Source organism: Azospirillum brasilense (assembly GCF_003349955.1).
GTDB classification, from domain to species: domain Bacteria; phylum Pseudomonadota; class Alphaproteobacteria; order Azospirillales; family Azospirillaceae; genus Azospirillum; species Azospirillum brasilense_B.
Genome location: NZ_QLKQ01000084.1, coordinates 18,148 through 29,116, shown reverse-complemented (window position 1 = coordinate 29,116; position 10,969 = coordinate 18,148). Strand labels below are relative to the sequence as shown.

Annotated in this window: 12 protein-coding genes; 11 read left to right on the top strand and 1 reads right to left on the bottom strand. The window is 69.1% G+C overall.

Going from position 1 to position 10,969, the window contains the following annotated elements:
* Positions 1 to 367 precede the first annotated feature (367 nt).
* Positions 368 to 847: an Lrp/AsnC family transcriptional regulator gene (locus tag DXK32_RS26950; RefSeq protein WP_114861326.1), complete on the bottom strand. Its 480-nt coding sequence runs from the start codon at positions 845 to 847 to the stop codon at positions 368 to 370.
* Positions 848 to 1,040: 193 nt separating this feature from the next.
* On the opposite strand from DXK32_RS26950, the gene DXK32_RS26945 reads away from it, so the two are divergent.
* The 11 genes from DXK32_RS26945 to DXK32_RS26895 all read left to right on the top strand — a co-directional run bounded on the left by DXK32_RS26945 (position 1,041) and on the right by DXK32_RS26895 (position 10,968).
* On the top strand, positions 1,041 to 1,421 hold the full coding sequence (locus tag DXK32_RS26945; RefSeq protein WP_014200209.1) for a Rid family detoxifying hydrolase: 381 nt from the start codon (positions 1,041 to 1,043) through the stop codon (positions 1,419 to 1,421).
* 7 nt (positions 1,422 to 1,428) lie between these two features.
* Positions 1,429 to 2,580 carry a PLP-dependent cysteine synthase family protein gene (locus DXK32_RS26940; protein ID WP_014200208.1) on the top strand — a complete coding sequence of 384 codons (1,152 nt, stop codon included), beginning with the start codon at positions 1,429 to 1,431 and terminating at the stop codon, positions 2,578 to 2,580.
* Between the two features lie 74 nt (positions 2,581 to 2,654).
* Entirely contained in the window at positions 2,655 to 3,152 is a 498-nt protein-coding gene (locus DXK32_RS26935; RefSeq protein ID WP_114861325.1) for an L-2-amino-thiazoline-4-carboxylic acid hydrolase, read from the top strand.
* Between the two features lie 32 nt (positions 3,153 to 3,184).
* Entirely contained in the window at positions 3,185 to 4,330 is a 1,146-nt protein-coding gene (locus tag DXK32_RS26930; RefSeq protein WP_114861324.1) for an ABC transporter substrate-binding protein, read from the top strand.
* A gap of 128 nt (positions 4,331 to 4,458) precedes the next feature.
* Complete coding sequence (locus DXK32_RS26925) at positions 4,459 to 5,376, top strand: branched-chain amino acid ABC transporter permease (RefSeq protein ID WP_114861323.1); 918 nt, start codon at positions 4,459 to 4,461, stop codon at positions 5,374 to 5,376.
* The gene (locus tag DXK32_RS26920; protein WP_114861322.1) at positions 5,357 to 6,424 is read left to right on the top strand and encodes a branched-chain amino acid ABC transporter permease; all 1,068 of its coding nucleotides are present in this window, start codon (positions 5,357 to 5,359) and stop codon (positions 6,422 to 6,424) included. The genes DXK32_RS26925 and DXK32_RS26920 overlap by 20 nt, the downstream gene beginning before the upstream one ends.
* 8 nt (positions 6,425 to 6,432) lie before the next feature.
* On the top strand, positions 6,433 to 7,200 hold the full coding sequence (locus DXK32_RS26915; RefSeq protein ID WP_114861321.1) for an ABC transporter ATP-binding protein: 768 nt from the start codon (positions 6,433 to 6,435) through the stop codon (positions 7,198 to 7,200).
* A complete protein-coding gene (locus DXK32_RS26910) occupies positions 7,190 to 7,924 on the top strand; it encodes an ABC transporter ATP-binding protein (RefSeq protein WP_114861320.1) in 735 nt (244 codons plus the stop codon). Before DXK32_RS26915 ends, DXK32_RS26910 begins: the two co-directional genes overlap by 11 nt.
* Before the next feature lie 19 nt (positions 7,925 to 7,943).
* A complete protein-coding gene (locus DXK32_RS26905) occupies positions 7,944 to 8,471 on the top strand; it encodes an L-2-amino-thiazoline-4-carboxylic acid hydrolase (protein WP_114861319.1) in 528 nt (175 codons plus the stop codon).
* Positions 8,468 to 9,667, top strand: a complete 1,200-nt coding sequence (locus DXK32_RS26900; protein ID WP_114861318.1) for a M20 aminoacylase family protein — start codon at positions 8,468 to 8,470, stop codon at positions 9,665 to 9,667. Before DXK32_RS26905 ends, DXK32_RS26900 begins: the two co-directional genes overlap by 4 nt.
* Positions 9,664 to 10,968 carry an NAD(P)/FAD-dependent oxidoreductase gene (locus DXK32_RS26895; RefSeq protein ID WP_114861317.1) on the top strand — a complete coding sequence of 435 codons (1,305 nt, stop codon included), beginning with the start codon at positions 9,664 to 9,666 and terminating at the stop codon, positions 10,966 to 10,968. The genes DXK32_RS26900 and DXK32_RS26895 overlap by 4 nt, the downstream gene beginning before the upstream one ends.
* Position 10,969 lies beyond the last annotated feature (1 nt).

The window sequence follows — 10,969 nt, the reverse complement described above, 5'->3', positions numbered from 1 at the left end:
GCTCGCCATGATCCAGCAATGCATGCGCGTCAAATGGCCGTCAGACAGGACCTAGGGTGAGGGGGTTGTGCTTTTGCCGGACCTGCCGCCAAGCACATCCCCCTCACCGGCCCTCCGGGCCACCCTCTCCCCAGGGGGGAGAGGGTGGCAGAGGCCAAACGCCCGATCCATTCGCACACCGGCAGCCATGAAAAATGAATTTTTTATAAAACGCTTTCAGCATGGAAATATTTTCTACAGCGAAGCACCTTCTCGGCCAAAAAAGTAAAAAATTCTCATACGAACCATGCGATATTGAGAATCACTACAGGGGCTTCGCGAAAAACGCCGAAGCGTGAGTCTAAAAAGAAAACCAATAAGTAAAATCCTAGCTGGCCTGGGTTTTTACGTAAGAAAGAGGGACTTCCGTTGTCGACTTCATTTCCTCCATGGCGAACATCGACGAGACATCCTGAAGCTCGATGCGCTCGATGAGCTTTCGATAGAAAGCGTCGTAGGCCTTGATGTCCGGAATGACCACCCGCAGCAGATAATCGATTTCGCCGCTCAGACGGTAGAGATCGACAACCTCCGGTATGTCGGCCACCACGCGGCGGAATTCCTCCAGCCATTCCGCCGAGTGCTTGCTGGTTCGGACGGCGACGAAGACGGTCACGTCGACGTTCAGCTTGGCCCGGTCCAGCAAGGCCACGCGGCGGCGGACATAGCCTTCCTGTTCAAGGCGTTGCACGCGGCGCCAGCAGGGGGTGGCGGACAGGCCCACCTGCTTGCCGAGGTCGGCGAGCGACAGGGTCGCGTCGGCCTGAAGAGCGGCCAGAATCTTCCGGTCGGTGGCGTCGATGGTCATCGGGGTTGCTCGGAGCCTTGACGGTTGGGACGGATGATTTTGCTCGTTTGGCCCGCCAGGAGAAAAGCTTTTTCGTTTTGAGGATTTCGCATGCATCCGCATGCCGCCATCGCGGGCAGACCGCCCGGCCTTTGAGCAGGCCAGCCTTTGAGCAGGCGGCCGCCACCACAGGGCCAGAACAGGAAAGATCAGGATGATGACCGACACCATCGCCACGGACAAAGCCCCGGCCGCCATCGGCCCCTACGCCCAGGCCCGCGTCGCCGGGGGGCTGCTGTTCGTCTCCGGGCAGCTGCCGATCGACCCGGCCACCGGGGCCTTCGCCGGCCCGGACGCGCCCACCCAGGCGGCGCGCAGCCTGACCAACATCGCGGCGATCGCCGAGGCCGCCGGCACCAGCCTGGCGAAGGCGGTGAAGATGACCGTCTACGTGACCGATCTCACCCAGTTCAAGGCGGTGAACGAGGTCTATGCCGGCTTCTTCCAGGCGCCGTTCCCCGCCCGCTCGACCGTCGAGGTGTCGGCGCTGCCGCTCGGCGCGTCGGTCGAGATCGACGCCGTCATCGCGCTTTGAGGGTGACATGACCGCTTCCGCGCAGACCGTGCCGTTCTCTCCCGGCGCCGGTTCGATCCGTCAGCCGTTCCGCCTCGATTACACCCCGCTGCCCGAGGTTGCCTGCCGCGACTGGACCCGGCGCGCGATCGAGCTGCTGGAAACCGAGGCGGCGCGGTCGCCCGACACGCCGCTGCTGAAGCTCGACGTTCCGGAATTGTCCGGGATCGACGTCTATCTGAAGGACGAGTCGACCCACCCCACCGGCAGCCTCAAGCACCGCGTCGCGCGGTCGCTGCTGCTGTTCGCCATCTGCAACGGGCGGATCGGCGAGGGCACTCCGGTGATCGAGGCGTCGTCGGGCTCCACCGCGGTGTCGGAAGCCTATTTTGCACGGCTGCTCGGCCTGCCCTTCCACGCGGTGATGCCGCGCGGCACCTCCGACGAGAAGGTCGCCGCCATCGAGCTGCACGGCGGTCGCTGCCACTTCGTCGAATCCTCCAAGGCGATCTACGCCGAGGCGGCAGCGCTGGCGGTGCGGCTGGGCGGCGTCTATCTCGACCAGTTCACCTACGCCGAGCGGGCGACCGACTGGCGCACCGACAACATCGCCCAGTCGATCTTCGGCCAGATGCGCAGCGAGCGCCACCCGGTGCCCGACTGGATCGTCATGAGCGCCGGCACCGGCGGCACCGCCGCCACCATCGGGCGCCACATCCGCTACCGTCATCTGCCGACCCGGCTGTGCGTCCCCGACGCCGAGCATTCGGTTTTCTACGAGAGCTTCGTCAACCGCGACGCAGCACTCACCTGCGAGCGCGGGTCGCGCATCGAGGGCATCGGGCGTCCCCGCGTCGAACCGTCCTTCATCCCCGAGGTCGTCGACCAGATGATCAAGGTGCCCGACGTGGCGTCGCTGGCGGCGATGCGGGTGCTGTCGCGGCGGCTCGGCCGGATGGTCGGCGGGTCCACCGGGACCAACTTCTTCGGGCTGTGCTGGATCGCCGGACGGATGCGCGACGCCGGGCGGGCCGGCTCACTGGTGACGCTGATCTGCGATTCCGGCGAGCGCTACCGCAACACCTACCACGACGACGCCTGGATGGCGCGGGCCGGTTTCGACACCGCCGCCGACGAGGCGCGGATCGAGGCCTTCCTTCAGGGCGGCCCGTCCCTCTGACGCAAGAACAAGCGCTTTCAAAAAACAAAAATCGCCACCGCAAGACACTTGGCAAAGAACAGGAGCATTCACCGATGGACGAGTTTCGCACACTTCTGCGCAACGCGATGAAGAGCCGCGCGATGGTCTATGAGGCGGCCTTCGACGAGATGCGCAAGGAGATCGGCGAGGAGAAGGCCCGGGAGATCATGGCGCGCACCATCTATCGCCGGGGTGCGGCCATCGCCCACAATTTCGCGCCGCACGCCCCGGCCGATCTCGCCGGCCTGCGCGACTCCTTCCTGAAATTCATCCCCGACGCCGAGGCCCAGTTCGGTCCGGAGGTCGTGCGCTGCACCGACGAGGTGCTGGAGATCCGCTTCCACACCTGTCCGCTGAAGGAAGCCTGGCTGGAGGCCAACCTGCCGGCCGAGACGGTGGAGACGCTCTGTGAACTCGCCGGCGCGGTCGACAAGGGCACCTTCGAGACCGCCGGCTTCGAGATCGAGGTCGACACCTGGAAGCCGGGCCGCAGCACCTGCTGCCACCTGACGATCACGCCGGGCGCCGCCGCGCCGGCCGCCGCGAATTGACCGTCAAGCCTCGCCGACAGGGGAACCGAACCATGAAAAAGCATGCTGTTTTCGGCGCCGCACTGGGAGCCGTTGTGGGCGCCATGCTGGCCGCCACCGCCGGTGCCACCGTTGCCCAGGCCGCCGACCGCGAGATCGTCATCGGCTATCAGGCGCCGCTCAGCGGCGACCGCAGCCAGTATGGCGAGATGTTCCGCAACGCCGCCCAGATCAAGCTGGAGGAGTTCAACGCCTCGGGCAAGCTGGCCGGGGCCAAGGTCGCCATCACCTTCGAGGACAGCAAGGACGATCCCAAGGAGGCGCGCAACATCGCGCACAAGTTCCTCGACAATTCCAAGATCGTCGGGGTGATCGGCGACTTCTCCTCCACCGTGTCGATGGCGGCGGGCGAGATCTACGCGGCGGAGAAGATGCCGCAGCTCTCCCAGACCGCCTCGCATCCGGATTTCACCAAGCTCAGCCCCTGGCAGTTCCGCAACATCACCACCCAAGCCTTCGAGGGCCCGTACAACGCCGACTGGATCATCGCAGCGGGCAAGAAGACGGCGGCGGTGATCTACATCCAGAACGACTGGGGCATCTCGGCGCTCGACGGCTTCGTCAGCGGCTTCAAGGCCAAGGGCGGCAAGATCACCGCCACCGAGGCGTTCAACCCCGGCAACCGCGACTTCCGCTCCATCCTGACCAAGGTCGCCCGGCAGAAGCCCGACGTGATCTACCTCGCGATGTTCTACGAGGAGGGGGCCGCCTTCGCCCAGCAGCGCGAGCAGCTCGGCATCAAGATCCCGCTCTACGGCACCAGCTCCCTCTACTCGCCCAAGCTGATCGAGCTGGGGCGTGAATCGGTGGAGGGGCTGCACCTCGCCACCACCTTCACGCCCGACAACCCCGACCCGGCGGTGCAGACCTTCGTGAAGGAATACGCCGCGCGCTTCAAGTCGGAGCCCGGCATGTTCGCCGCCCAGGCCTACGACGCGGTCGGCATCATGCTGGACGCCGTCGCCAAGGCCGGCCCGTCGGTGACGCGCGAGAGCCTGCGCGACGCGCTGGCCGCCACCACCGACTATCCCGGCGTGACCGGCGCCACCAGCTTCGACCCCGTCACCCGCGAGCCGGCGAAGGCGCTGGCCAAGATGATGGTGAAGGACGGCCGCTTCCAGGTCGTGACCGGCCCCTGACCGGTACCGTCTAAGGACGGCCCAGGGACGCCCCAGGGCTTTCCACACGATCCGCTTTTCGGGACACACGCCGTGGTGCGCGCTCCGCCGGGACCGGCGGGCGCGCTCCCCGAAGCCTGGAGCACGCCATGGTCTTCGATGTCTTCTTCCTTCAGCAGGTCATCAACGGCCTGTCCATCGGGTGCGTCTACGCCCTGATGGCGATCGGCTTCACGCTGATCTTCGGCGTCCTGAACGTCGTCAACTTCGCCCATGGCGAGGTCTACACCATCGGCGCCTTCGTCGGGCTGATGGTCATCACCGCGATGGCCCCGCCGCTGCTGGCGGTGGTGCCGCTGGTCCTGGCGGTGGGTGCGGTGTCCGGCGTCGGGCTGGAGCGCATCGCCTTCCGGCCCTTCCGCCGCTTCACCGACGAGGCCAGCCAGAAATCCCGCGCCATGCGCGAGGCGACGCTGCTCTCCTCGCTCGCCGTGTCGATCGTGACGCGCGAGATCATGATGCACATCTTCGGCGGCGACATGCAGGGCATCCCGTCCGGCTACCTGCTGCAGCAGCCGGTCGCCATCGGGCCGATCATGGTGGCCAGCGGCAGCCTGGTCATCTTCGCCACCTCCGCCGTCATGCTGGGCGCGCTGCAGTTCCTGCTCTACCGCACCCAGACCGGCCTCGGCATCCGCGCGGTGTCCAACAACCAGCTCGGCGCCCGCTACGTCGGCATCAACACCGACCGCACCATCGTCACCACCTTCGCGGTCGGCTCGATGCTGGGCGCCACGGCGGGCATCCTGGTCGGCCTCTACGACGGCGCCATCTCGCCGCACATGGGCTTCGCGCCGGGCGTCAAGGCCTTCGTCGCCATGGTCATGGGCGGCCTGTCGAGCATCCCGGGGGCGGTCGCCTGCGCCCTGCTGCTCGGCGTGTCGGAAAGCATCGCGACCGAGTTCCTGTCGAGCGGCTGGAAGGACCTGATCACCTACAGCCTTCTGGTCATCACGCTGGTCTTCTTCCCGCAAGGATTGTTCGGACATGGACGTGAACGTGCCTGACGCCCGGCTGATGCCGGCCACCCTCGCGCCGCCCGCCGCGTTTTCCGGGCGAGGCCGGCGGTTCGCCTGGACCCTCCTCCTGCTGGCGGTCGCCTTCGGCGCCGTGCCCGCCGCGATCGTCGGCACCGGGTCCAGCTACCTCGCCCAGATCGCCATCACGACGATGATCTTCGTGATCCTGTCGGCCAGCCTGAACCATGTGACGGGCACCGCCGGGCTGCTGTCGATCGGCCACGCCGCCTTCTACGGCATCGGCGCCTACGCGGCGGCCCTGCTGTCCACGAAGGCCGGCCTGCCCTTCATGGTCACGCTGCCGGCGGCGGGGCTGATCGCCGCGCTGTTCGGCTTCCTGGTGGCGCTGCCGACCATGCGGCTGGTCAGCATCTACTTCGCCGTCGCCACGCTCGGCATCGGCGAGATGATCTACGTGGTCCTGCTGAACTGGGTGGACGTGACGCGCGGCCCGATGGGCATCCGCGGCATCCCGCCGATCTCGCTGTTCGGCTGGCAGGCCGACACGCTGCTCAGCCGCTATCTGGCGGTCGCGGTCATCGCCGTCGCCTGCGTCTGGGTGCTGCACCGGCTGACCCACTCCTACTACGGCAACGCGCTGCGGGCGCTGCGCGAGGACGACCAGTGCGCCGACAGCATGGGCATCAACGTGGAGCGGCTGAAGATCGAGTCCTTCGTCGTCGCCACCTTCTTCGCCGGCATCGCCGGGGCGCTGCTCGCCCACACCTCCGCCTACATCGCGCCGGACAACTTCCGCTTCATGGAATCGATCCTGATCCTGGCGATGGTCGTGGTCGGCGGGCTGGGCAGCCTTCCCGGCGCGGTCGTCGGCGCCCTGTTCATGATCGTCCTGCCGGAGGCGCTGCGCGACATCGGCGATTACCGCATGATCGCCGTCGGGGCGACCATGTTCCTGTCCATCCTGCTGCTGCCCAAGGGCATGCTGGCCGAAGGCACCGCGCTGGGCTTCGTCCGCCGCTCCTTCTCCCGCGGCTGGGCCACCATCGCCGGCGGCATGCCCGTCGGCTGGAAGTGAGGCGGATCATGAGCAACACGCTTCTCTCCATCCAGGGGCTGACCCGGCGTTTCGGCGGCCTGCTGGCGGTCAGCGACGTCAGCGCCACCATCGCCAAGGGCGAGCTGGTCGGGCTGATCGGCCCCAACGGCGCCGGCAAGACCACCCTGTTCAACCTGATCACCGGCTTCACCCCGCCGTCGGACGGCACGGTGACCTTCGACGGGCAGGACGTCACGGGCCGCAAGCCCTGGCAGATCGCCCGCATGGGCATGGGCCGCACCTTCCAGAACCTGCGCGTCTTCCCCAACATGACGGTGTTCGACAACGTGTCCGTCGGGGCGGTCGGCGCCTTCGGCCAGTCGCCCTGGCGGGCACTCGTCAACGGCGGCGCCCACAGCCGCGCGGTCAGCGAGCGGAGCTGGGAGGCGCTGGAGCGCGTCGGCCTGACCGCCCAGGCCGGGGACATCGCCGCCAACCTGTCCTACGGCAAGCGCAAGTATCTGGAGATCGCCCGCGCCCTGGCGACTGCGCCCCGCCTGCTCATCCTCGACGAGCCGGCGGCCGGCCTCAACGACACCGAGACGGCGGAGCTGGCCGACTTCATCCGCCGCCTGCACGCCGGCGGCGTCACCGTCCTGCTGGTCGAGCACGACATGGGGCTGGTGATGGGAAGCTGCAGCCGCGTCATCGTCCTGGCGTCCGGCCGCAAGATCGCCGACGGCACGCCGGAGGCGGTGCAGCGTGCCCCCGCCGTCCTCGAAGCCTATCTGGGAGTGGAAGACGATGCCGCTTGACGGAGCCCAGGCCACCACCCGCCGTATTCTTGAGGTCCGCGACCTGACGGTGCGCATGGGGCCGCAGGAGATCCTGCGCGGCGTCTCGCTCGACGTGGCGGAGGGGGCCATCGTCGCCGTGCTGGGCGCCAACGGCGTCGGCAAGACCACGCTGATGCGCGCCCTGTCGGGCATCTACCGCACCACGGGCGGCGCCACCGTCTTCGACGGTCGGGACATGACCGACAGCCCCAGCCACGAGGTGGTGCGCCGCGGCCTCGCCCAGGCGCCGGAGGGGCGGCAGATCTTCGGCACCATGACGGTGCGGGAGAACCTGCTGCTCGGCGGGCGGACGCTGCGCCAGGACCGCGCCGCCCGGATGGAGCGGATGCTGGAGCTGTTCCCCCGCCTGCGCGAGCGGCTGACCCAGAAGGCGGGGTCGCTGTCCGGCGGCGAGCAGCAGATGCTGTGCATCGCCCGCGCCCTGATGTCGAAGCCGCGCCTGCTGCTGCTCGACGAGCCGTCGCTCGGCCTCGCGCCGATGGTGGTGAAGCAGATCTTCGACCTGCTGGTCCAGATCCGCGGCGAGGGCACCTCGATCCTGCTGGTGGAGCAGAACGCCCGTGCCGCGCTGCGCGTCGCCGATCACGCCTATGTCATGGAGGCGGGAAGGGTGACACTCTCGGGCAGCGCCGCCGATCTGGCCGCCGATCCGCGCGTGCGGGCGGCCTATCTGGGCGGCTGACGGAAGAAGGATCGCAGCGATGACCACCGGAAACGACACCTCTGCCACCGCCGCTCCCCTGCCCATCCTGGAGCGACGGCGCATCGAGGCGGCCTTCGCCAAGGCGCTCTACGACCAGCTCCTGCCCGAGATCGGACGGGAGCGGGCGCGCGCCGTGCTCGCCCGCGCCATCGAGGTGATGGCCCGCGAGGCCGGCGCCGCCATGGCGGCGGAGGACCGCGCCACCCGCGGCACCGCCGACCTCGCCACCTTCCACGAGCGGCTGGCCCTGTGGACCGCCGGCGACGCCCTGCGGCTGGAGGTGATCGAGAGCGCGCCCGACCGGCTGGGCTTCAACGTCACCCGCTGCCGCTACGCCGAAAGCTACCGCGCCATGGGCGTGGAGGAGATCGGCGACATCCTGTCCTGCAACCGGGACGGCGAGTTCATGTGCGGCTACCGCCCCGACGTCCGCTTCACCCGCACCCAGACCATCATGCAGGGCGCCAGCCACTGCGACTTCCGCTACAGCCTGCCGGCGGGCGGACCCCAGGAGTCCCCGGAATGACCATCCCCGCGAACGTCCGCCTGCATCCCGCCGCCGAGGCCCTGGCCCCGGAGATGCGGCAATGGCGGCATCATCTGCACGCCCATCCCGAAACCGCCTTCGAGGAGCACGAGACCGCCGCCTTCGTCGCCGACAAGCTGCGCGCCTTCGGGTTGGAGGTGGCGACGGGGCTGGGGCGCACCGGCGTGGTCGGCACGCTGAAGGGCCGCCGCCCCGGCGGCCGGGCCATCGCGCTGCGCGCCGACATGGACGCGCTGCACATCCACGAGACCAACGACTTCGCCCACCGCTCGGTCAATCCGGGGCGGATGCACGCCTGCGGCCATGACGGCCACACCACCATGCTGCTGGGGGCCACCAAGGTCCTGGCCGACGATCCCGACTTCGCCGGGACGCTGCATGTCATCTTCCAGCCGGCCGAGGAGAACGAGGGCGGCGCCCGCGAGATGGTCGCGGAGGGGCTGTTCGAACGGTTCCCGGTGGACGGCGTCTACGGCATGCACAACTGGCCGGGCCTGCCGCTCGGCCAGATCGCGCTGCGGCCGGGGCCGATGATGGGCAGCTACGACATCTTCGAGGTGACGGTCCACGGCAAGGGCAGCCACGCCGCCATGCCGCATCTCGGCCACGACCCGATGACCGCCGCCGGCCATCTGCTGACCACCCTGCAGACCATTCCGGGGCGCAGCCTGCACCCGCTGGACAGCGCCGTGGTCTCGACCACCTGGATCACCGGCGGCGACACCTGGAACGTCATCCCGGCGGAGGTGACGCTGCGCGGCACCGTCCGCGCCTTCAAGGAGGGCGTGCAGGACGTGGTCGAGGCGCGGCTGCGCGCGCTGGCCGAGCACACCGCCGCCGCCTTCGGCTGCACCGCCAGCGTGCGCTACGAGCGGCGCTACCCGGCGACCGTCAACAGCGCCGCCGAGACCGCGCTGTGCGCCCGCGTCGCCGCGTCGCTGGTCGGCGAGGCGAACATCGACCACGACCCCATGCCCTCCATGGGTGCGGAGGATTTCGCCTTCATGCTGAAGGAGCGGCCGGGCTGCTACGTCTGGCTGGGCAACGGGCCGACGGACGGCGGCTGCCTGCTGCACAACCCGGGCTACGACTTCAACGACGCCAACCTGGCCATCGGCGCCAGCTATTGGGTGGCGCTGGCCAAGACGCTGCTGGTGGAGGAGGGGACGCGATGAGCGCGCTTCTCAAACCGCTGCTGGACGCGCCGCTGCCGGACTCCCACTGGGCGGCGAGCGCCATCGCCGCTCCGGAGACCAATCCGCTGGACGGGGCGGTCCGGGTGGACGTGGCAGTGGTCGGGGCGGGAGTCACCGGCCTGTCCACGGCGATCCATCTGGCCGAGCAGGGTGTGCGCGTGGCGGTGCTGGAGGCGCGCGAGCCGGGCTTCGGCGGGTCGGGCCGCAACAACGGCCAGATCATCCCGACGCTGTCGCGCCTCGACCCCGCCAACCTGACGGCGGCCTACGGCGAGGCGAAGGGATCGGCGCTGGCCCGCATGGTCGGCGGCTCGGCGGCGCTGGTCTTCGACCTGATCGAGCGCTACCAGATGCGTTGCGACGGTGTGCAGAAGGGCTGGATCCAGCCGGCCCACCGGCCCGGCCGTATGAAGGCGGCCGAGCAGCGGGTCGCGCAGTGGCGGGCGCTGGGGGCGGAGGTCGCGCTGCTCGACGCGGCGCAGACGGAACGGGCGCTGGGCACGCGCTTCTGGCACGGCGCCATGGTCGCCCCGACCGGCGGGCATGTGAACCCGCTGTCGCTGGCCCGCGAGATGGCGCGGGTCGCCCTCGGGCTGGGTGTGGCGATCCACGGCGACACGCCGGTGGTGTCCATCGCGCGCGCCGGCACCGGCTGGACGCTGACCACGCCGCGCGGCGGCGTGACCGCCGACCGCGTCGTTCTGGCGACCAACGCCTACACCGACGATCTGTGGCCGGGGCTGCGTCGTTCCGTCGTGCCGGTGCTGAACTTCCAGATGGTGACGGAGCCGTTGTCCGCCGCTCTGCGCGCCAGCGTGCTGCCCTCCGACATGGCGTGCAGCGACACCCGCGGCGACCTGCATTTCTTCCGCTGGACCGCCGACAACCGGCTGGTCTCCGGCTGCACGCTGGTGCGGTCGGCGGACGCCGAGCGGCGGGCGCGGGAGCGCACGCGCGAGCGCATCCGCCGCGTCTTCCCCCAGACCGGCAACCCGGCCATCGCGCGGAGTTGGAGCGGGCATCTGGCGATGACCGCCGATTTCCGGCCCCACTTCCACGAGCTGGCGCCCGGCGTGACCGGGGCGGTCGGCTACAACGGGCGTGGCATGGCGCTGGGCACCGCGGTGGGCCGCGAACTGGCGCGCCACGCCACGGGGACGGGCGCGGCGGAGCTGGCCTTGCCCTTCACCCCGGTGAAGCCGCTGCCCTTCCACGATCTGGTGACGCGCTTCTCCCGGCTCTACATGCTGCATCTGCGCCGGCTGGATCGCATGGACTGAC

Bases quoted from the DNA above. Each gene is read 5' to 3' on its own strand.
- DXK32_RS26900 (WP_114861318.1), top strand. From the start codon at position 8,468: ATGACCATCCCCGCGAACGTCCGCCTGCATCCCGCCGCCGAGGCCCTG.
- DXK32_RS26945 (WP_014200209.1), top strand. From the start codon at position 1,041: ATGATGACCGACACCATCGCCACGGACAAAGCCCCGGCCGCCATCGGC.
- DXK32_RS26910 (WP_114861320.1), top strand. From the start codon at position 7,190: ATGCCGCTTGACGGAGCCCAGGCCACCACCCGCCGTATTCTTGAGGTC.
- DXK32_RS26950 (WP_114861326.1), bottom strand. From the start codon at position 847: ATGACCATCGACGCCACCGACCGGAAGATTCTGGCCGCTCTTCAGGCC.
- DXK32_RS26895 (WP_114861317.1), top strand. From the start codon at position 9,664: ATGAGCGCGCTTCTCAAACCGCTGCTGGACGCGCCGCTGCCGGACTCC.
- DXK32_RS26930 (WP_114861324.1), top strand. From the start codon at position 3,185: ATGAAAAAGCATGCTGTTTTCGGCGCCGCACTGGGAGCCGTTGTGGGC.
- DXK32_RS26920 (WP_114861322.1), top strand. From the start codon at position 5,357: ATGGACGTGAACGTGCCTGACGCCCGGCTGATGCCGGCCACCCTCGCG.
- DXK32_RS26915 (WP_114861321.1), top strand. From the start codon at position 6,433: ATGAGCAACACGCTTCTCTCCATCCAGGGGCTGACCCGGCGTTTCGGC.
- DXK32_RS26905 (WP_114861319.1), top strand. From the start codon at position 7,944: ATGACCACCGGAAACGACACCTCTGCCACCGCCGCTCCCCTGCCCATC.
- DXK32_RS26925 (WP_114861323.1), top strand. From the start codon at position 4,459: ATGGTCTTCGATGTCTTCTTCCTTCAGCAGGTCATCAACGGCCTGTCC.
- DXK32_RS26935 (WP_114861325.1), top strand. From the start codon at position 2,655: ATGGACGAGTTTCGCACACTTCTGCGCAACGCGATGAAGAGCCGCGCG.
- DXK32_RS26940 (WP_014200208.1), top strand. From the start codon at position 1,429: ATGACCGCTTCCGCGCAGACCGTGCCGTTCTCTCCCGGCGCCGGTTCG.